Source organism: Puia sp. P3 (assembly GCF_050632245.1).
GTDB lineage: Bacteria > Bacteroidota > Bacteroidia > Chitinophagales > Chitinophagaceae > Puia.
Window position 1 is genome coordinate 6,488,718 of the sequence record NZ_CP192583.1, and the last position, 18,262, is coordinate 6,506,979.

Annotated in this window: 25 protein-coding genes and 1 pseudogene; 4 read left to right on the forward strand and 22 right to left on the reverse strand. The window is 54.3% G+C overall.

Annotated features, from left to right (window positions below):
* Window positions 1-25 precede the first annotated feature (25 nt).
* Genes tsaE through ACQ86N_RS40945 form a run of 3 tightly spaced genes read left to right on the forward strand, consistent with a single transcriptional unit; the run spans window position 26 to window position 1,741 of the window.
* Complete coding sequence (gene tsaE / locus ACQ86N_RS40935) at window positions 26-505, forward strand: tRNA (adenosine(37)-N6)-threonylcarbamoyltransferase complex ATPase subunit type 1 TsaE (protein ID WP_431212064.1); 480 nt, start codon at window positions 26-28, stop codon at window positions 503-505.
* Between the two features lie 22 nt (window positions 506-527).
* Window positions 528-1,196, forward strand: coding sequence for a hypothetical protein (locus ACQ86N_RS40940; RefSeq protein ID WP_431212065.1), 669 nt, complete (start codon window positions 528-530; stop codon window positions 1,194-1,196).
* Window positions 1,145-1,741 carry an alanine dehydrogenase gene (locus ACQ86N_RS40945; RefSeq protein WP_431217801.1) on the forward strand — a complete coding sequence of 199 codons (597 nt, stop codon included), beginning with the start codon at window positions 1,145-1,147 and terminating at the stop codon, window positions 1,739-1,741. Before ACQ86N_RS40940 ends, ACQ86N_RS40945 begins: the two co-directional genes overlap by 52 nt.
* 3 nt (window positions 1,742-1,744) lie before the next feature.
* Here ACQ86N_RS40945 and ACQ86N_RS40950 read toward each other — a convergent pair whose 3' ends face one another.
* The 10 genes from ACQ86N_RS40950 to lpxC form a co-directional block, all read right to left on the reverse strand.
* Window positions 1,745-1,939: a hypothetical protein gene (locus ACQ86N_RS40950; RefSeq protein ID WP_431212066.1), complete on the reverse strand. Its 195-nt coding sequence runs from the start codon at window positions 1,937-1,939 to the stop codon at window positions 1,745-1,747.
* 35 nt (window positions 1,940-1,974) lie between these two features.
* Window positions 1,975-2,619: a hypothetical protein gene (locus ACQ86N_RS40955; RefSeq protein ID WP_431212067.1), complete on the reverse strand. Its 645-nt coding sequence runs from the start codon at window positions 2,617-2,619 to the stop codon at window positions 1,975-1,977.
* A 53-nt stretch (window positions 2,620-2,672) separates the two neighbouring features.
* A complete protein-coding gene (locus tag ACQ86N_RS40960) occupies window positions 2,673-3,035 on the reverse strand; it encodes a COR domain-containing protein (protein ID WP_431212068.1) in 363 nt (120 codons plus the stop codon).
* Between the two features lie 2 nt (window positions 3,036-3,037).
* Window positions 3,038-3,862 (reverse strand): hypothetical protein, encoded by an 825-nt coding sequence (locus ACQ86N_RS40965; RefSeq protein ID WP_431212069.1) that lies wholly within the window; start codon window positions 3,860-3,862, stop codon window positions 3,038-3,040.
* A gap of 18 nt (window positions 3,863-3,880) precedes the next feature.
* Window positions 3,881-5,854 carry a leucine-rich repeat domain-containing protein gene (locus ACQ86N_RS40970; RefSeq protein ID WP_431212070.1) on the reverse strand — a complete coding sequence of 658 codons (1,974 nt, stop codon included), beginning with the start codon at window positions 5,852-5,854 and terminating at the stop codon, window positions 3,881-3,883.
* 42 nt (window positions 5,855-5,896) lie between these two features.
* Window positions 5,897-6,367 (reverse strand): ABC transporter ATP-binding protein, encoded by a 471-nt coding sequence (locus ACQ86N_RS40975; RefSeq protein WP_431212071.1) that lies wholly within the window; start codon window positions 6,365-6,367, stop codon window positions 5,897-5,899.
* A 110-nt stretch (window positions 6,368-6,477) separates the two neighbouring features.
* Complete coding sequence (lpxA, locus tag ACQ86N_RS40980; RefSeq protein WP_431212072.1) at window positions 6,478-7,284, reverse strand: acyl-ACP--UDP-N-acetylglucosamine O-acyltransferase; 807 nt, start codon at window positions 7,282-7,284, stop codon at window positions 6,478-6,480.
* Between the two features lie 150 nt (window positions 7,285-7,434).
* Window positions 7,435-7,563 (reverse strand): hypothetical protein, encoded by a 129-nt coding sequence (locus ACQ86N_RS40985; protein WP_431212073.1) that lies wholly within the window; start codon window positions 7,561-7,563, stop codon window positions 7,435-7,437.
* A gap of 14 nt (window positions 7,564-7,577) precedes the next feature.
* Window positions 7,578-7,808, reverse strand: coding sequence for a hypothetical protein (locus tag ACQ86N_RS40990; protein ID WP_431212074.1), 231 nt, complete (start codon window positions 7,806-7,808; stop codon window positions 7,578-7,580).
* Window positions 7,754-8,839 carry a UDP-3-O-acyl-N-acetylglucosamine deacetylase gene (gene lpxC, locus ACQ86N_RS40995; RefSeq protein ID WP_431212075.1) on the reverse strand — a complete coding sequence of 362 codons (1,086 nt, stop codon included), beginning with the start codon at window positions 8,837-8,839 and terminating at the stop codon, window positions 7,754-7,756. Before lpxC ends, ACQ86N_RS40990 begins: the two co-directional genes overlap by 55 nt.
* A gap of 249 nt (window positions 8,840-9,088) precedes the next feature.
* Between lpxC and ACQ86N_RS41000 the strand changes: the two genes are divergently transcribed.
* Window positions 9,089-9,793 carry a response regulator transcription factor gene (locus ACQ86N_RS41000; RefSeq protein ID WP_431212076.1) on the forward strand — a complete coding sequence of 235 codons (705 nt, stop codon included), beginning with the start codon at window positions 9,089-9,091 and terminating at the stop codon, window positions 9,791-9,793.
* A gap of 91 nt (window positions 9,794-9,884) precedes the next feature.
* Here ACQ86N_RS41000 and ACQ86N_RS41005 read toward each other — a convergent pair whose 3' ends face one another.
* From ACQ86N_RS41005 to ACQ86N_RS41060, 12 genes and pseudogenes are all read right to left on the reverse strand, one after another.
* The gene (locus ACQ86N_RS41005; RefSeq protein WP_431217802.1) at window positions 9,885-10,280 is read right to left on the reverse strand and encodes a Holliday junction DNA helicase RuvB C-terminal domain-containing protein; all 396 of its coding nucleotides are present in this window, start codon (window positions 10,278-10,280) and stop codon (window positions 9,885-9,887) included.
* A complete protein-coding gene (gene ruvB, locus ACQ86N_RS41010) occupies window positions 10,201-10,917 on the reverse strand; it encodes a Holliday junction branch migration DNA helicase RuvB (protein WP_431212077.1) in 717 nt (238 codons plus the stop codon). The genes ACQ86N_RS41005 and ruvB overlap by 80 nt, the downstream gene beginning before the upstream one ends.
* 12 nt (window positions 10,918-10,929) lie before the next feature.
* Entirely contained in the window at window positions 10,930-11,907 is a 978-nt protein-coding gene (gene egtD / locus ACQ86N_RS41015; protein ID WP_431212078.1) for an L-histidine N(alpha)-methyltransferase, read from the reverse strand.
* A 63-nt stretch (window positions 11,908-11,970) separates the two neighbouring features.
* Window positions 11,971-12,663, reverse strand: a complete 693-nt coding sequence (locus ACQ86N_RS41020) for an SUMF1/EgtB/PvdO family nonheme iron enzyme (RefSeq protein ID WP_431212079.1) — start codon at window positions 12,661-12,663, stop codon at window positions 11,971-11,973.
* Entirely contained in the window at window positions 12,557-13,135 is a 579-nt protein-coding gene (locus tag ACQ86N_RS41025; protein WP_431212080.1) for a DinB family protein, read from the reverse strand. The genes ACQ86N_RS41020 and ACQ86N_RS41025 overlap by 107 nt, the downstream gene beginning before the upstream one ends.
* Window positions 13,136-13,208: 73 nt before the next feature.
* On the reverse strand, window positions 13,209-13,625 hold the full coding sequence (locus ACQ86N_RS41030; protein WP_431212081.1) for a glycine betaine ABC transporter substrate-binding protein: 417 nt from the start codon (window positions 13,623-13,625) through the stop codon (window positions 13,209-13,211).
* Complete coding sequence (locus ACQ86N_RS41035; RefSeq protein WP_431212082.1) at window positions 13,622-14,593, reverse strand: glycine betaine ABC transporter substrate-binding protein; 972 nt, start codon at window positions 14,591-14,593, stop codon at window positions 13,622-13,624. The genes ACQ86N_RS41030 and ACQ86N_RS41035 overlap by 4 nt, the downstream gene beginning before the upstream one ends.
* A gap of 20 nt (window positions 14,594-14,613) precedes the next feature.
* A complete protein-coding gene (locus tag ACQ86N_RS41040) occupies window positions 14,614-14,781 on the reverse strand; it encodes a hypothetical protein (RefSeq protein WP_431212083.1) in 168 nt (55 codons plus the stop codon).
* Window positions 14,781-15,587, reverse strand: a complete 807-nt coding sequence (locus ACQ86N_RS41045; protein WP_431212084.1) for an ABC transporter ATP-binding protein — start codon at window positions 15,585-15,587, stop codon at window positions 14,781-14,783. The genes ACQ86N_RS41040 and ACQ86N_RS41045 overlap by 1 nt, the downstream gene beginning before the upstream one ends.
* Window positions 15,587-16,990, reverse strand: a complete 1,404-nt coding sequence (locus ACQ86N_RS41050; protein WP_431212085.1) for a mercuric reductase — start codon at window positions 16,988-16,990, stop codon at window positions 15,587-15,589. The genes ACQ86N_RS41045 and ACQ86N_RS41050 overlap by 1 nt, the downstream gene beginning before the upstream one ends.
* A 31-nt stretch (window positions 16,991-17,021) precedes the next feature.
* Window positions 17,022-18,112: pseudogene (locus ACQ86N_RS41055) on the reverse strand (PepSY-associated TM helix domain-containing protein).
* Entirely contained in the window at window positions 18,082-18,258 is a 177-nt protein-coding gene (locus tag ACQ86N_RS41060) for a PepSY domain-containing protein (RefSeq protein ID WP_431212086.1), read from the reverse strand. The pseudogene ACQ86N_RS41055 and the gene ACQ86N_RS41060 overlap by 31 nt, the downstream one beginning before the upstream one ends.
* Window positions 18,259-18,262 lie beyond the last annotated feature (4 nt).

Here is an 18,262-nt window from a genome sequence, read left to right on the forward strand (position 1 = left end):
ATTAATAGTTTCCATATATAGTCAAATGCAAAGTTACGAAGCCCACACGGATGTAAGATCACTGATCGGAAAGGGATATATTTGCGCCATGGAACTTCGTTTTCAGCTAAAGGATATAGAGGAGGCCGCCCGATGGTTCTGGCAACAATTTCCTCTTCCGGCTGTTTTTGCCTTTCATGGCGACATGGGGGCCGGAAAAACGACATTTATCCATTCCCTTTGTACGCTGAAAGGCGTCACGGACGCTATTGGCAGCCCCACCTTTTCCATTATCAACGAATACCGGTATAAGGGCGGAAAGATCTACCATATCGACCTTTACCGGCTAAAAGACGAAGAGGAGGCCATCCGTGCCGGTGTGGAGGACGTGCTGTACAGTGGGGAGATCTGTCTGGTTGAATGGCCGGACCGGGCTCCGGGCATCTTTCCGGCTGATACGGTGGATTTCAAACTCGAGGTCATCGATCCCAGCACGCGTAAAATAACCCACCAAAATCAATATTAAATTGTAATTTGACAGACATATTATGTCGCAGCAAAAACCAGTCATCAGTACCTCTTTCAGCTACGAAACACTAGAAGAAACCCTGGACATCAAACCCAAAGGGGTTCCTTTACATATCGGTATCCCCAGGGAAGTCGCCTTCCAGGAGAACCGTATCGCGTTGACGCCGGACGCGGTTGGTGTGCTGGTCAGCAACGGCCACGAGGTCGTGATCGAGCGCAACGCCGGAGAAGCCTCCCACTACAGGGACAGGGACTACAGCGAGGCCGGGGCCAGGATCGTATCTGACAAGTCGGAGGTATTCAAGGCCCCCATACTGGTAAAAAGCGCGCCTGTCATCGAAGAGGATCTGCCCTTCCTGCAGCTGAACCAGATCGTCATCTCTCCCATCCATCTTTCCGCCATGAAGGCGGAGCTGCTGCAAAAGATGATGGACAAACGTATCACCGGCATCTCCTTTGAAAACCTGAAAGACGACAGCGGCACCTATCCAATAGTCCGCAGCATGAGCGAGATCGCCGGCAGCGCCGTAATGCTTGTTGCCGGACAATACCTGAGCTCCGCCAACCACGGAAAGGGTGTTCTCCTCGGCGGGATCTCGGGCATCCCCCCACCAAGGTCATTATTCTGGGAGCGGGCATCGTCGGCGAATTTGCCGCCCGCGCCGCCCTGGCCCTGGGCGCCTCCGTAAAAGTCTTCGACAACAGCGTCTACCGCCTCAAAAGACTGCAGAACAATATCGGCCAGCGGATGTGGACCTCTGTCATGGAACCCCGTATTCTGGCCAAACAGATAAAGACCTGTGAGATCGCCGTCGGGGCTCTTAGTTCACAGAGCGGCCGCACACCGGTGGTCGTCACCGAGGAGATGGTCAGCAATATGCGTCCCGGCAGTGTGATCATTGACGTCAGCATCGATCGCGGAGGCTGCTTCGAGACGTCGGAGATCACGACGCACGAGCACCCGGTCTTCACCAAATACGGCGTCATACACTATTGCGTTCCCAATATTCCTTCCGGCTTTGCGCGTACGGCCAGCCACGCTATCAGCAATGTGCTGATGCCTCTTCTGCTGGAGGCCGGTGAAGAAGGCGGATTTGAAAATCTGGTATGGCATAAGATACATCTGCGCAGCGGCATCTACCTGTTCAAGGGAGCCCTGACCAATTTCCATCTCAGCCAGCGCTTCGACCTGAAGTATACGGACCTGAATCTGCTGATCGCCAGTCAGCGATAGTTGTCAGGCCTTGTTCTTCTGATAGCTGACGATCATTTCCTTTACCTCGTTGTAGACGTGCATCCAGGCGTCGTCGATCGTTTTCCAGGCGGGATTCGCCTCCCAGGAAGCGATATTGGCCCCTTTACGCGGGACCGCCGCTATCTTACCCAGCCATTTAATGTCCTGCCAGCCGCAGGCACCGATGACCACGGGCACGACCAGACATTCTTTCCTTTCGTGTCTCCCGATGGCTATCCTGAGTTCGGTGTCCGCGATGTAGGGGTGTTCAGAAAGTTCACCGAAATCAGTAGGAAAATAACGTCGCTCTTTTGCAGCTCGTCCCTGATCCTGTCATCCCAGTCCTCGCCCGCGATCAGCAGCGTGTCGTCCCAGGTCTGGATCAGTTCGCTGTATTTCGCCAGCGGAGCCAGATGCTTTTTGAACTGACTTAAATAGTCGTATCCGCCCTCTTCCCTGCTTTCACCGTCGAGGCGGGAATAGGAGATAAATGCCTTTAATGGCCTTGCGGATGTAGTTTCACTCCTGGTCGTCTCTTTCAGCGGATTGATCAAACCCACGTTAAACAACAATTCATTGATGGACATGCTCGTGCCGCTCTCGTTGCAAAATACTGTTCCCCTTTTTGACCAGCGGAGCAGCTCTTTATGTTTAAAAAAAATGGGGGTTTCGCTCGTCAGACAAACAGGACAATTGCAAGGGACGCTAAGGTCTGCCTCTACGCCCTTGTAACCGTCGATGATATTGGTCATTTCATTCATTATCAGCATAATAAGACCTCGGGCGTCGGCGCCGGAAGCCGCCACACAGATCTGGCGGTGATAAAAATCCTCGAAGACCTGCGCCCTGGCGGTGCCGTCCCCGTAGGTCAGGGTCACGGCGTTGTTCCAGACGTCGTTGTCCGAAACGATCAGGCGGCTCAGTTCGGCACTCAGCGCTGGTTGACCAGTCCTCTGGGCATGAACACATAGTCGTATTGCAGACGAAGGCTTACGCCGTCCCGGGGCCAGATGGATTCCTTTGGGATCGAGAGTAGGCGGGCTGGGAGAATAAAGGTGTTCTTTTTGGTTTTTTGCGGAAAGATGATCTTGAATACCTGCAGCATTTTCTTCAAAACGTTCTGTCTGCCCTTGTAGAACCCGTCCGACCACAGCCTTTCAAAATCTGCAGGAAGGATCAGTCCATGGCGGTTCTGCAATTCCACGTCGTCGATGATCCTGTACACTGCGTTCATGATCCAGCCCGGCTGCAGCACCACCCATTCCCTCAGTTCCTCGTTATTGGAGTACCACACGATTATGCCGAGGAAATGTAAAAATTACCGATGTCTTCGACCTGCTGGACGTCAGCGAACTTGTCCGCGTTGATCTGCCGGCATATTTCGGTGAACCTGTCGAAGGAGATACAGGCATTCTTTTTAGCTTCATCGGCGATGGCTATGCGTACCGGGATCCACGATCTGGGAACGCCCCTGCCGAAATGGGACAGTTGCGCGATCTGGGCGACGATTGCGCTCCGGATCTCTTTCAAACCGTCGTTGCGGTCGGGGAGATTCAGCTGGAAATAGGGCGTACTTCCCGTGCGGACAATATTGAAATTAGTGTTGGCCAGATAATTTCCGATGTCATTCCAGGTGACCCTGAGGCCGTCGTGGCAGGTCTGGCCAAGGATGATGGGGCTATTGCCGCCAAACTGAAAAATGGTCGGGATCCAGTATTCAAAATTGTGGCTGGCATTTCTGGTAGATGCCAGCAGTATAAAGACGGAATTCTCCGTCAGAAAAAACCGGTGGACGGGATAGTATACGTCCTGGCCGCCAAAATCCCAGATATGGGCGGTCTTTCGTCCGTCACTGTCGTCGAAATGCCAGTCGGATATTTGTATGCCCCGGGTTCTGGTGTCGTCTTTCGGCAGTGCCGCGTTCTCGTTCAGCAGCCGGGCCTGGAGGGAAGTTTTGCCGGTACCGCCTTCCCCCACCAGGGTAATCTTTGCCTCAAAAATATAGTCCAGGCCTTCCTCGCTGATCCTTTCGAAATGCCGCAGCACGGCGTCTCCGCCCAGATCGAGCATTTTGAGCAGCGTACTTTCGATGGGATTTCCCGCCACGCAAAAAGGAATCATAGTCCCAGTCCTTATTGACTACCCTGAGGCCCTTTTTACAAATTTCAACAGGGGCCGGATGTCAGTGATCTGATTGCCCGTGAGGTCCGCCTTTGTAAGATTGTCGAGACCTTCCAGAACACTGAGATCGGAAACCTGATTGTTTGCGATGCAGATCCTTGCCAAATCCTTCCATCCACGCATAAAGCTGATGTCGGAAATCCTGTTGGCATTGAGTTCGACCCCCAACATATTAGTCAGGCTCTCAAGAAAACCGCAGTCGGATAAATTGGTATCGTTGAGATATAAAAAGAGTAAGTTGGTGAACTCAGACAGAAATCCGAAAGAGAGGTTTCGAACGCCGCTGAGTTCGAGCGTAAGCAGGTTGGGCAGGTTGTACAAAAACGAGATGTCCGTTAAATTGGTCCTGCTCAGATATAAAACCGTTAGCTCCCTGAAGTCGGTTAAAAAGTCAAACTTCGTTATATCATTGCCTCCGAGGTCAAGAAGGGCCAGTCTGGTCAATGAAGTCAGGAAACGGTGGTCTGAAAGACGATTGTCGCGCAGTTCCAGGGAGTTGAGACCGGATTTGTCCGACAGATATTTTCCATCTTTTACCTGATTGCCGTTCAGGCTCAGTGATTCGAGGGCGAAGAGATCCTTAACGAAAGAAAGGTCTGCTATCTTATTACCCTCGAGACTTAGTACTTTCAAATTTGTCAAACCGGAAAGAAAACCCGGGTCTTCTATATCATTATGGGACAGACTTAATTCTTCGAGGTTCGTCATCCGGCTTAACCCCGCAAAATTGCAATCCCAGTTGAGGCCGAGGCCCAAATACCTGAGGTCGGGCAGCTTCGCCAAAAAGTCCAGTTTTTTAATATTGGAGTCCCACAGGTTGAGCCCTACGATCTGGTCTTCCCCGTTAAGCAGGAATGAACCTTTGCTTCTGGAACTAAAGATCTCGGACTTTGATTTCACTTCCTGCAATTCCAGACCCAAAAATGCTGCTGAGCATTTGGATATTTTCGCTGGACATAGGTGTAAAAGTTTAGCGGAAAATTCGGATTTCCCCATGTAGATCTCGGATACTACCGGGATCTTCAGCTCCTTCAGGTTTTCATAGAGTGCCTGCCAGTGCTTTGTCCTGAGGCTTGCCGCGCTATAAGCCTTCGACCGGAAATCGCGTGTACGGATACGCAGAGCGACCGATCGGTTGTACGGTTGTTCGATAACGATACCCGCCATGTCCGTCAGCGGATAATATTTTTTGTACCCCGGCCAGACGTGATTTCTTATCTGCAGCTGGTCGCCTTCGAGGCGGAAATAGCAGAGCTGGCTGCTGAGCAGGAAGAGACCGGACCCAACCAACGTCAGGATCACACAGGAAAACAAAAGGTCCAGCCCTCCGCGGGTCGCCACCGGGATGAGCAGTTTTGCGATCCAGATGGTGGAGACGCCTAACAGAATGAGGGATGCGGCACTCAGGGTCAGTAAAAAATTTCCGGAAAAGGTCGATGGGTCGGATACCGCGACCGCGGGTCTGTTTTTGAAGAAGCCGGGCTTCGCGGGTCCGTCATCTGATTGCTGAAGAAAGGTCTTGATCGCCGGCATATTCCAGTAGAGAATATCGTAGAGCACGAATTCCTTATTTTCTGTGGTATGGATGGTCAGCGATTCGTATTTGGTGTTTCCGAAGGTCATGCTCTTTCTGTCGAGCAGGCGGATGTCGCGTATTTCGGATGCTGGCAGTTCCTGATGAATAAAGATGCCCCTGAGCAGTATCGTGTCTCTGTCTATTTTCAGCCAGACGAGTCTACCAACGAGTAACAAAAGTGCGAGGCCCATGCCCAGGATGAGAATGATACCCGGCACCACGGCGCTGTTGGAACCGCCGAGTTTGTTCTTCAGCCTCATTTCGGGATGGAAAGCAAAATAACACCTGAGCCCAAAAAATGCGGCTATAAAAATGCAGGGAAAGATGGCGGTGAAGAAATTGAACCTTGATCTCATTATGGCTTATAATCCATAATATTAATAACTTCTTCGCAGAAATCATACTCCTCGGGGGTCGTTGCTGCTGACGACGACGAGGCGGCTTTTTCCGTACTCGTGGACCAGGCCGCGGTAGAGCGCGATCCCGTCGACGTCCAGGTTCGTACAGGGCTCGTCCAGCAGCAGTAAGGGTGCGTCGGAGAAAATGGCCTGAGCCAGGCGGACGCGCTGTTTCATGCCGGAGGAATAGAAGCGGATCTGTTTGTCCGCGGCCGGCCTCAGGCCGACGCGGCTGATGATCTCTTCGACGGTTATGCCGGTGATAAACGATTTGAAGGAGGCGTGAAAGTGAAGAAATTCGGTGACGGTCATCTCTTCGATGACTTCCAGATAGGGGGCGGCCAGGGACAGCAGGCGGAAGACCTGTTCGGGGGAAATGGCCCTGGCGGTCGCGGTATCTGCAGCGGCGGGCGTTTGGTAGTCGATGCTGCCTTCGCTGAGTGCTATGGCTCCTGCGATGGCCTGTAGCAAAGCTGGATTTGCCCGAGCCGTTGGAGCCGGTGATTGCATAACTATGGCCTGATAAGAATTCGTAACCAAGATGACGAAAGATCCAGTCGCGGTTGAACCGTTTGCCGGCATCAATCAGCGTAATCTTCATCAAAGCTGCTTTTGCTGTAGCGTTTAATAATGCCACGCCCGCTTTCTCTGATAAAAGCAACTATTTCGTCGCGCTCGTCGCTGGCGGGGAATTCTTCCTCCAGATATTCCAGCGCCTGACTGGTATTCATTCCCTTATTGTAGATGACCCGGTAGATATCGAGGATGTGGTTGATCTTGTCGATGGTAAAGCCGCGCCGTTTGAGGCCGACGGAATTGACCCCGGAGTAGCTGAGGGGCATACGGGCTGCCTTGATATAGGGGGGAATGTCCTTACCTACGAGGGAGCCGCCGCCGAGAAATACGTGTGAACCTACCCTTACGAACTGGTGGATCGCGCACATGCCGCCAAGTATGACCCAGTCCCCGAGAACTACGTGGCCGGCAATCTGGGAGTTATTGGAAAGAATACAGTTGTCGCCGATGATACAGTCGTGCGCGATATGGCTGTAGGCCAGGATCATGCAATTCCGACCCACGCGGGTAGTCCAGCGATCGCGGGTGCCGCGGTGGATAGTCACAAACTCACGAATGGTGGTATTGTCCCCGATCTGTACGGTCGTATCTTCTCCATCAAACTTAAGATCCTGAGGATCAGCGGATATTACGGCTCCGGGGAATATTTTACAGTTTTTTCCGATACGGGCGCCTTCCATGATCGTCACGTTGCTGCCAATCCATGTTCCTGCTCCAATCTCAACATTCTTATGAATCATACTGAACGGATCGACCTGAACGTCGGGGGCTAGCCGGGCGTCCGGGTGAATGGAAGTCAAGGAGTGGATCATTCGTCGGTCAATTGGTTGATTTTCAGTTTCTTGGATCATTATAGCGGCTTCCTTATGGATAACTGTTTTCTTCATAAAAAATGCTGAGCGCCTACCCAGCATTTCACAAAAATAAACTTATTTGGCACAAATCGGCTAAATAAACTTCTCTTAACTTCTCTTTACAAGTTGGGCCATCAGGTCCGCTTCGGTGACGATCTTATTCCCCACGTAGACGGTTCCCCTCATTTCGCAGATGCCGCGGCGGATGGGATTCAGCAATTCCATCTTCAGGATCATCGTATCGCCCGGGACTACCTTGTGTTTGAATTTACAGTTATCGATCTTGATGAAATAGGTATCATACTCCCCGGGGGCATGGAATTGATACAGAGGATCCCGCCTGTCTGGGCCGGGGCTTCTATCTGCAGAACGCCGGGCATAACGGGGTTATTGGGAAAATGGCCTACGAAGAAGGGTTCGTTGAAGGTCACGTTCTTGATTCCGACGATCTGACGGTCGGACAGCTCGATGATCTTGTCCACCAGCAGGAAGGGAAAGCGGTGGGGCAGGGTTTTTTCGATCTGTGTGATCGTGTATACCGGCGGCTGGTTCGGGTCGTATACGGGGGTATTCTTGAGGTGCTTGTTCTTTTTGATGTACTGCTTGATCTTTTTGGCAAATTCGACGTTGGACGAATGTCCTGGGCGGTTAGCGATGATATGTCCCTTGATGGGGAAGCCGATAAGGGCCGGTCGCCGATGACGTCCAGCAGTTTGTGCCGGGCGGGTTCGTTGGGGAAGCGGAGCTCGAGGTTGTTGAGATAGCCTCCGCTTTTAACCTCTATCTTATCCCGCTGGAAAGCCTTTGCCAGGCGCTCCATTTCCTCGGGTGTCACGGGCTTGTCGACAATTACGATGGCGTTGTTGATATCGCCGCCTTTCACCAGATTGTGTTCCAGGAGCATTTCCAGCTCGTGCAGAAAACAAAATGTGCGGCAGGGGGCTATTTCGGCTTTGAATTCCCGCATGGACTTCAGACCGGCGTGTTGAGTGCCGAGTACGGGGCTATTGAAGTCGATGAGCGTCGTGACCTTGTATTCCATGGCGGGCATGACGACCATTTCGACCCTCTTTTTCTCGTCGTAGTGGGAAATATTGGTGTCGATGGTGTACCAGACCTTGGCCGCGTCCTGTTCGGCAACTCCGGCGTCCTCGATGATCTCTACGAAGGGCATCGAGCTGCCGTCGATGATGGGGATCTCGGGACCGTTGATCTCGATCAGGCAGTTGTCGATGCCCATGCCCACCAGAGCGGCCAGGATGTGTTCGACGGTGCTGACCTTCGCGCCGTTGTCTTCGAGCGTAGTGCCGCGGGAAGTATCCGTAACCAGATCGCAGTCAGCCTTTATAACGGGCTGGCCGGGCAGGTCGACGCGTTGGAACTGGAGGCCGAACCCGGGGTTTGCCGGTTTGAGGGTCATGTCCACCTTGATGCCGGTGTGGAGGCCGGTGCCGGAAATATTCGTGATCGAACCCAGGGTATGCTGCTTGTCGGGATTGAAATTTGCGTCCATTCGTTAAATTCTATACTATAAGCCCGCAAAGATAGGGGAATCATCGTTTATGGCGAGTTCCGGCAGGGGGCCGGGACCGGGTTTTGGTCCACGGGGGTGGGTTTTGCCGGGCGGGTAGGTGGGTTTTGTCTGGCGGCGCGTGGGTTTTGCCCCGTCAGGAGGCCGACTTTGTGAATATTGCGCCAAAAAATTAATTTTATGGCTGGTTATTAGCGTAATTCGATTTATTTGTACTTAAAATCAGCAACGATGGAAGGAAAAAAACCCAAAATATTATTGTGCGAGGACGATCCTAACTTAGGCATGGTACTAAAGAACTACCTGGAGCTGAGCGATTTTGATGTTACGCTCGAACGGGATGGCCGGCTGGGTCTGGCGGCGTTTCAGCGCGAACGTTTCGACCTTTGCCTGCTGGATATCATGATGCCGCATATGGATGGCTTTACGCTTGCCGAAGAGATCAGGGACGTAGACCCCGATATTCCGTTATTCTTCCTCAGCGCCAAAACGATGAAAGAAGATATCATCCAGGGTTATAAACTTGGCGCCGACGACTATATCACGAAGCCTTTCGACAGCGAGGTCCTGCTGCTGAAGATCAAGGCCATCCTCAAACGCAACGACGACCTCAACAAGGAATCCGACAATAAGGAATTCGATCTGGGTACCTATCATTTCAACCCAAAGCTGAGGGAACTCAGCCATAAGGGACAGACCCAGACCCTGTCACCGAAGGAGAATGAATTGCTGAAGATGCTGGCCGAGCATATGAATGATCTGCTGCCCAGAGAGCAGGCGCTGAAGAAGATATGGGGCAGCGATACTTATTTCAACGGACGGAGCATGGACGTGTATATCGCTAAGCTGCGGAAGTATCTGAAGGACGACAGTCAGATCGAGATCGTGAACATACACGGGAATGGTTTCCGGCTGGTGGTACCTGTGAATGCGTAGACCGTGGGTTGCCGGAGACGTGGGGGCCACGCCGGGGACGCGCACGATATGATATTGATATTGCCGTTAACGCGGCACCCGGGCGACGAGGTTAGAATAGTAATTGTTCTCCCTCCCTGCCCGGTTTTTTTTTGCCCAGGTGTTCGTAGGCTTTGGCGGTTACTTCCCGGCCTCTGGGTGTCCGCATGATAAACCCTTCCTGTATCAGGAACGGCTCGTACACTTCTTCGAGCGTGCCCGTCTCTTCCCCTACGGCGGTCGCGATGGTCGTGATGCCCACGGGGCCCCCTTGAATTTCTCGATTATAGTAGACAGGATCCGGTTGTCCATTTCGTCGAGGCCGTGCTCGTCGACGCTTGAGGGCGCGGAGCGCGTGTTGTGTAATCCCCAGTTCGATGATGCCGTTGCTAAGCACCTGCGCAAAATCCCTGACCCTTCGCAGCAGTCCGTTGGCGATACGGGGGTTCTCGCGGCTGCGTCGGGCTATCTCGGCGGCGGCGTCGGAGGTGACTTTTTGTTTGCAGGATGCTTGCCGACCGGAGTATGATCTTTTGCAGGGTGTCCGAATTGTAGTATTCCAGTCTCGACTTGATGCCGAAACGCGACAGCAGCGGCGCGGTCAATAGTCCGCTTCTGGTGGTGGCGCCGACGAGTGTGAATGGCGAGATATTCAGCTGTATGCTTCTCGCGCTGGGGCCGCTGTCGATCATGATGTCGATGCGGTAGTCCTCCATCGCGGCATAGAGATATTCTTCGACGACTGTGCTCAGCCGGTGGATCTCGTCGATAAAAAGCACGTCATTGGGTTCGAGGTTGGTGAGCAGACCGGCGAGGTCGCCGGGTTTTTCGATGACGGGGCCGGAGGTTTCTTTGATGTGTACGCCGAGTTCGTTGGCGACGATACGGGAGAGGGTAGTTTTACCCAGCCCGGGAGGGCCGTGGAACAGGATATGATCGAGGGCCTCACCCCGCATCTTCGCGGCTTTGATAAAGACGCGAAGGTTTTCGATCAGCTGGGGCTGACCGGAGAACTCGTCAATGACGGCCGGGCGAATATTGTTCTCGAACTCTTTGTCCGATGGACTTAGAGCGCCTTTGTCGGTGTTGAGGTTGCCATTGGACATGGAACAAATATACTAAGGCAAGCGCTGCCACAGTACATCCGCAAACCATTTCTTCGAATCGAGAAAGGTGTGTACCGGCTGAAAGCCCGACTGGGCCGCCAGATTCGCGGTCTCCTCGAGCGAATATTTTTGTGAGATTTCCATATGGACCGCCTCGTTCTCCCTGAAGGACACGGCTTTGCCGGCGACGTGCACGGTCTGGTCGGCGAGGCTGATGAGATAGCTCTTGCAGGCTCCGGTACCCGGATCATAGGTCGGGTAGTGCTCGAAAAGGTCGGTATTGAAATCGGCGTCGAGTTCGCGGTTGATCCGCGTGAGCAGATTGAGATTGAAGGCCCGGGTGATCCCCTGCCGGTCGTTGTAGGCGTCGAGGATGGTGCGGGGGTGTTTCTTCAGGTCGAAGCCGATCAGCAGCAGGTCGCCGGGCTGCATATGGTCGTGCAGCTGTCTGCAGAACTGAATGGCTCTGGGGACGGTCATGTTGCCGATGTTGGCGCCCATGAACAGGACGATCTTGGGATTGGGTGAAAATGATTTTACCTGCTGCATCTTTTCGAGGTATTCTCCGTTGAGACCGTGCAGGCGTATGCCGGGCAGCGTGACGGGCAGTTTTGTCTCCAGCCAGCTGATGACGTTGGTGGAGATATCGATCGGGTAATAGGTGAAGGCGGCGTGTTTTCGCTGGAGTTCGCGCAAGAGAAACCAGGACTTGGTAGCGTCGCCGGGTCCGAGCTCGACCAAATTGAAGGCGGGGCTATGCGCTGTGAACAGGCGGGCCATGTCCTTCGACTGCTCCTGCATGATCTCCATCTCGCAGCGGGTAGGATAGTATTCGGGGCAGTTCATTATCTGCTGAAACAGTCTGTCCCCCGTCTCGTCGTAGAAATATTTGGATGGCAGGTGTTTGCTCTCCGCACGGAGTCCGTCGAGGATATCATGGTAGAATGCGGAATGCCTGTGCGTGGAGCCGACAGCAATGGAGGGAATCATTAGACCTTAATTTTGTTTGTTCGTGACTTTTTGTTTCTTCGGACGACCGGCCTCCCGGCCGGTTTAGCGTGCCAATCTTATGCCAGTAAACTGCCATCTCAGGGATGGATGGAAGAAATTCCGGTAGGTATTCCGGCTATGCCGGGCCGGGGTCGCGACGGAGGCTCCCCTCAGCACCATCTGGCTCACCATGAACTTACCGTTATATTCTCCGATGGCGCCTGCCGCCTTCTTAAAGCCGGGATAGGGCAGGTAGGCGCTCTCGGTCCATTCCCCATCTTTTTCCCCAGCCAAACTTCCCGGATGCCGCCTCCCATTCAAATTCCGTAGGCAGCCGGCATTCTTTCCAGCCGCAAAGGCTACCGCCTCATAATAACTGATATGACACAACAATTGTTGACGGTCCAGCGGTTTCAGTCCTGCCATCGTATAGTGGTGCCAGCGGCCTTCGATCAGGTGCCAGTACAGGGGCGCCCCGATGCTATTGTTCTTTACCCAGTCCCAACCCTCTGCGTGCCAATAGCTAAAGTTTTTGTAGCCTCCGGCTTCGATAAATTCCAGGTATTCTCCGTTGGTGACGGGTTCGGCGGCGATCTGAAAATCCCCGAGATAGACCTTGTGTCTGGCCAGTTCGTTATCGAAACAAAAATCATTCCCCGCATAGCCGATCTCGTAGAGACCGGACGGGATGGGGAGAAAGGGTGGGGTCGCGCCTATGGAGGAGATCTCGGCGGGTGCAACCACGGATGGCTGCATAGGGCAGCCGATGCGGCGGTAACGGCCGCACCGGGTTGGGGGCGATGGTAGCCGCCGCGTCCTCGTCGATGTCGTGGTCGGACCAGGCGGGAAAAAGGGGATTGTGCCCCAGAATATATTTGATATCGGAGAACAATAGCTCCTGGTGCTGCTGTTCGTGGTTGAGTCCCAGAATGATGAGGTCTTCCAGCTCTTTGCCGGGGCGGCCGGCAATGAATTTCTCCATTGCGTCGTCTACGTATTTACGGTAGTCGTATATTTCGTCTACGGAAGGCCGGCTGAGGTTGCCGCGGTCGGTACGGACGACCCGGGCCCCGATGGTCTCGTAGTAGCTGTTGAAGACATAGTTGTAGTCCGGGTTGCAGGGCTTGTAGTCAGGCAGATTAGGGATCAGCACGAACGCCTCCCAGAACCAGGTGGTGTGTCCGAGGTGCCATTTGGGCGGGCTGACGTCGACGATGGGCTGCACCACGTAGTCTTCTTTTGCAGGGGCCGGCAGATGGCTTCGCTGGCCTTGCGGACGCTGCGATATTGTTCGGTCAGGCTCATGGTCTGTCTTTTTTTAGATAGTTAGTGAGGTCCGTTATGGTCTGTATTTTCAATTGCCGTGCCTGTTGCCGCCGCATCATCAGGGCATAGGCGTTGTTAAAGCCGATAGGTGACAGCCAGTTGAGACGATAGTCCCGCTGCATCGCCGCCTTTACGTAGTTGTATACGCTGTCGCGGCTGCCCGTCAGGCGGGCGGTCTCTTCCGCCGGGGGCTGCAGAATGGCCAGCAGCGCGGTTCCTGTATACTCGGGATACATGTCTATCTGGTCGTGCGCAAGCGCTTCGAAACAGATCTTTGTCCCGCCGAGCCCCGTCTTGCTGGATACCTGGAGATCGGTATACCCGCGGACGAGCATGGCGTACATATCCGTGAGGATGTACTGTTCGGGAAAGATCTTCGAGCCGAGTCTCACGATCCCTTTTTACCGTCCCTCGGTTCCCTGTACAGCCCATGCGCCGCCAGGAAATCACGAGCGACCTGCTCGGGCGACTGGTTCAGGTATTCCACCCGGAAATTAAGATCCGTCATGATGGAATCATTGATCTTTCCGGCCAGCATATTCAACACCGGCGCCAGTTCGGGATATTTTTCCATCGTCGCGCTGCGGACCAGCGGAGCGGCATAGTAGGGAGGGAAGATCTTTTTGTCGTCATCGAGGGTGATCAGGTCGTAGGCTTTGAGCCGGCCGTCGGTGCTGTAGCCGCTGATGACGTCGAGCTTCTTATTGAAAATGGCCTTATACATGACGGCGTCGCTGATCACCACCGTGCGTACATTCAGTCCGTAGACGGCCCTCAGCCCGATGTCCCCGTCCCTTCTTCCCATGAACTCCGGCGTAAATCCCGCGAGCAGACGCGAGCTATAGCCGAGCGGCAGCACGTAGAAGGAAGAGAGGCCAAGCAGCACCAGCGGCAGCAGCCCGAGTGTAACCCTTCGTGACCGGTTGCCTGCCCGCTGCAAAAGGGAAAGCAAAAAATCCAGCAGTATCGCCAGCAGCGCCGCGGGGATCGCTCCTGCCAAAATCATATTGGTATTGTTGAGCGCGATCCCGCCAAAAATGAATTCCCCGAGGCCGCCGGCCGCGATATAGGCGGCAAGGGTGCCGACGCCCACGTTGATGACGGTAGCGGTACGGATACCGGCCATGATGACGGGAAAAGCAAGCACGAGGTCGACGCGTATCAGTCGTTGCCACCCGGTCATCCCCATGGCCACCGCAGCCTCTTTCACGCCTGGGTCCACGCCGTTGATCCCCGTATAGGTATTACGGATGACTGGTAGAAGCGCGTAGAGGAAAAGGGCCGTTATTGCCGGTATTGGCCCGATGCCCAGTATGGGTATCAGAAAGCCGAGGAGGGCGATGCTGGGAATGGTCTGCATCACGCCCGCGAATCCCAGGATCAGGCCCGCAGCCCTTTTTTCCGGGTAATATAGATGCCCAGCGGCAGCCCTACGAGCACGGTTATAAACAACGAAATAAAGGTCAGCCCGATATGTTGTATCGTCTGTTGCAGCAGCTTGGCGGATTGCCCGTGCATAAAAGACCAGAGGCTTTCGGTATGGTCCATCAGCGGTGTCTGTTCTTAAATTTATCAAAGGCCCGGATAAGAGCGGGATAATCTCCCGCCGCTATCCGTTGGGCTTCCAGTGGAAAACGCTGTTCTTCGAAAAAAGTTCTTACATATTCTCCGGCGGGCTCAAAAAGCAGCTGGTCGGGAGTTCCTTCCTGGACGACCTTTCCCTTGTCCATGAGGAAGATCCTGTCGGCCAGTTCAAAGGCCTCCTGGACGTCGTGGGTGACCAGGACGATGGTTTTCGACCTCAGCTCGTCCAGCTCTTTAAAATCTTTTTTCACCGCCGCCCTTGTGATGGGATCCAGCGCGCCGAAGGGTTCGTCCATCAGCAGTATGGGAGGATCCGCCGCCAGCGCGCGCGCAATACCCACCCGCTGCTGCTGCCCGCCGCTGAGCTGATTTGGATAGGCCGCGGCGTACTGCGCCGGCGGCAATCTCAGCTTGTCCATCAGCGCGGCGGCTCTCTCCTCCATCCTCTTCTTGTCCCAGCCGAGGAGGCGCGGTACGACCGAAATATTTTCCGAAATGGTATAGTGGGGAAAAAGACCGTTATTCTGAAATACGTATCCAATCTTTCTGCGCAGGTCTTCCGGGCGCTGGTCGTAGACAGAGACTCCATCGATGGCTATCCCGCCGTGGTCCGGCTCCAGCAGACGGTTGATCATCTTGAGCAGGGTCGTCTTGCCGCTGCCGCTGGTGCCGAGAAAGACAACATTCTCTCCCTGTTCTATGGAAAAGGAGATATTGTCGACGGCTGTGTAGGAACCAAAGGTCTTTGTTAGATTTTTTACGGAAATCATTAGGTCAACTCTGCGAATAAATTATTCAGGGACTCGGCAAATGTTGGATGAGCGAAGACCGCGTCTCTGATACGGTCATAGGTAACGCCGCCCATCATGGCCATCTGCAGAATGCTCATCAGCTCGCCCCCGCCGAAACATAGCGCCGCTGCTCCGAGGATCTTTTTGTCATCCATGTTCACTATAGCTTTAAGCATTCCACGGGTCTCGTCGTTTTCCCAGGCGCGGGCGATCCTGCCAGCCGGCAAGGTAGCGACTTTTATGTTCAGTCCCTTTTCTCTTGCCATTTTTTCGGTAAGGCCAATTCTTCCCAGTTCGGGATCGGTAAAAAGGCAATAAACGAGGTCTCTGCCGGCGATGCTCAGATTGGCATTTTCTACCAGGTTGCGATATACAATAAGATGATCGTTGTAGGAAATATGGGTGAATTGGGGACCGCCTTTGACGTCGCCAAGGGCATAGATGCCCTGAACGCTGGTTTCGAGCCGGTCGTTGACGACGATGAAGCCGTGTTTGTCGACGGTGATGCCTGTTGCCGCGACGTTCAGTGCCGCGGTATCCGGAAGACGGCCTGTGGCTACGAGTATGTGGGAAGCCTTGATCACGGAGGGTGTACCGGTTGTGGAGACGGAGGGTGTACCGCCTGTGAGTACAGACAGTTCTGTACGATCTTCTTTTGCTGTGACGCTGGTTACCGAGGTCCCGGTGAGTACCCGTATACCGTCCTCTTCGAGTACCTTACGGATGGCGGAGGCGATATCCTCGTCCTCTTTGGCGAGAAACTGTTCGCTTCCTTCGATGATCGTCACTTCGCTGCCAAGCCTGCGATAGAGCTGGCCAAATTCCAGCGCGATATAGCTGCCGCCGATGATCGCGAGGTGCGAAGGGACGACCAGCAGGTCAAGAATCGTATCTGAAGTAAGAAACTGTACTGCGGCGAGTCCCTTTATGGGCGGGATCACGGGTCGGGTCCCGGTATTGATGAAGATCTTGTCGGCTGTCATCACGGCAATGTCTCCCTCCTGTTTGGTCACGGTGATCTCTTTCGGACCGGAGAACGCCGCATTCCCAAAAACGACGTCGAGGTTGGCCGTTTCGAGGAGCCGTTTGGCAGACGACTCCCGGGCCTGCAGTACGTGCGCGTTCTTGCGCCGGATGACGGATTCGATGTCAACCGAATTCCCTTTCACATTTATGCCGTAGTCGCAGCTTCTTTTGACCAGATAGGACACCCGACCGCTGGCGACGAGCGTTTTTGTCGGTGTGCAGCCGACGTTGATACAGGTGCCACCGATGAATTTCTTTTCGATGAGGGCGGTCTTCCAGCCTGCTGCCGCCAGCTTGTGCGCAAGCGGGTTGGCGGCCTGGCCCGAGCCGATGATGATGGCATCGTATTTAAGCATATATCAAGGGATTGTGCCCAAAATTATGCAATTATTGTACCACTGGCAGGCGCGGGCTGTTATGCTTTTTACCGTTTTTGTTGTACCTCTTGCCCCGCCAGATGAGAAATCCGGTGACGGGCAGGCTGGCGCAGATGAGGCTGGCGATAAAGGCGATGGACTTGCCCGTTAGTCCGCCTATCGCGCCTACGTGGATATCGTAGTTCATCCCGATAAGTTTTTCACCGGCGTTCTTTTCTCTGTCGGGGCGGTGGTGGAGGATCCCGCCGGAGTACTGGTCGAACTGCAGGACGTCGTAGTCATAGTAGACCTCCCTGCCGTTGTAGGCGTAGAGGCTAATCACGCCATCGCGCGTTGTTGGTGGAGATAGCGTGTAGCGGGAAGCCGAGGGGAGGCGGATCTTTGCCTCGTGCAGGCAGCGTTCGAGCGGGTCGGGGCCTGGTCCGGTGGTCCCCGGGCTGTTCCCGCGGGTCTGGGGGATGGTTGTGCCAGTGGGGGCCGTGGTCGTATCCGACCGCGGTGTGGCCGGTTCGGGTGGGGCGGTTGTTCCTGCGGCAACAAAATAAAAACGGCGGCCATCCACCGGAAGGAAAAGACGAGTCCGGTCAGCGCGATCACGAGGGCCGGGAGCAGGGTGTAAAAACCGGGGACGTTGTGGAGGTCGTAGTTGACGCGTCTGAAGGAAGCCTTCCATTTGATCTTAAAACTCCGGTCCCGCGTCGCTTTCGTCCATCGCCTGGGCCACCAGAGGACGAGTCCGGTGACGAGCAGCACAACGAATATGAGCGTGCTCCAGCCCACAATGGGCTGGCCATAGCGGGTGCCCAGCAGCAGGCTCCAGTGGATGTATTTGACGACGCTGAAGAAGTCGGTCTTGTAGTCCCTCAGGCCGGTAACGGCGCCGGTATAGGGGTTGATGTAGACGGACTTAAAGTATTCGATCTCGCCAAAATAGGTCAGAGCCGAAGCGTTCTCTTTGTATGCCATGAACTCCCAGGTTCGGTCGGGCTGGGACCAGGCAGTGATATTGCTGATCGGGTGGCCGAGGGTGGCGGAGGCCTTTTCCTTTAGTGCGTTGAGCGGGAGGGTCGTCAGTACAGCAGGCGGCCGGACAAAAACCATTCCCCGTGCAGCGACTCCGAGATCTCTTTCTGAAAAACAAACAGGCAGCCGGTAATACCGACTATCAGCACCACTAGTCCGGACGCGAGTCCGAGCCAGAGGTGCAGCTGACCGATCCAGTATTTGAATGTTCTGCGTTTGCGCATAGAC

Coding starts and splice junctions, on each gene's coding strand:
- ACQ86N_RS41060 (WP_431212086.1), bottom strand. CDS start 18,258: ATGCGCAAACGCAGAACATTCAAATACTGGATCGGTCAGCTGCACCTC.
- ACQ86N_RS40965 (WP_431212069.1), bottom strand. CDS start 3,862: ATGATTCCTTTTTGCGTGGCGGGAAATCCCATCGAAAGTACGCTGCTC.
- ACQ86N_RS40940 (WP_431212065.1), top strand. CDS start 528: ATGTCGCAGCAAAAACCAGTCATCAGTACCTCTTTCAGCTACGAAACA.
- ACQ86N_RS41035 (WP_431212082.1), bottom strand. CDS start 14,593: ATGCAGACCATTCCCAGCATCGCCCTCCTCGGCTTTCTGATACCCATA.
- lpxA (WP_431212072.1), bottom strand. CDS start 7,284: ATGATCCACTCCTTGACTTCCATTCACCCGGACGCCCGGCTAGCCCCC.
- ACQ86N_RS40970 (WP_431212070.1), bottom strand. CDS start 5,854: ATGAGATCAAGGTTCAATTTCTTCACCGCCATCTTTCCCTGCATTTTT.
- ACQ86N_RS41020 (WP_431212079.1), bottom strand. CDS start 12,663: ATGCAGCCATCCGTGGTTGCACCCGCCGAGATCTCCTCCATAGGCGCG.
- ACQ86N_RS41000 (WP_431212076.1), top strand. CDS start 9,089: ATGGAAGGAAAAAAACCCAAAATATTATTGTGCGAGGACGATCCTAAC.
- ruvB (WP_431212077.1), bottom strand. CDS start 10,917: ATGTCCAATGGCAACCTCAACACCGACAAAGGCGCTCTAAGTCCATCG.
- ACQ86N_RS41040 (WP_431212083.1), bottom strand. CDS start 14,781: ATGGACCATACCGAAAGCCTCTGGTCTTTTATGCACGGGCAATCCGCC.
- ACQ86N_RS41050 (WP_431212085.1), bottom strand. CDS start 16,990: ATGCTTAAATACGATGCCATCATCATCGGCTCGGGCCAGGCCGCCAAC.
- egtD (WP_431212078.1), bottom strand. CDS start 11,907: ATGATTCCCTCCATTGCTGTCGGCTCCACGCACAGGCATTCCGCATTC.
- ACQ86N_RS40985 (WP_431212073.1), bottom strand. CDS start 7,563: ATGATCCTGAAGATGGAATTGCTGAATCCCATCCGCCGCGGCATCTGC.
- ACQ86N_RS41045 (WP_431212084.1), bottom strand. CDS start 15,587: ATGATTTCCGTAAAAAATCTAACAAAGACCTTTGGTTCCTACACAGCC.
- lpxC (WP_431212075.1), bottom strand. CDS start 8,839: ATGGACGCAAATTTCAATCCCGACAAGCAGCATACCCTGGGTTCGATC.
- tsaE (WP_431212064.1), top strand. CDS start 26: ATGCAAAGTTACGAAGCCCACACGGATGTAAGATCACTGATCGGAAAG.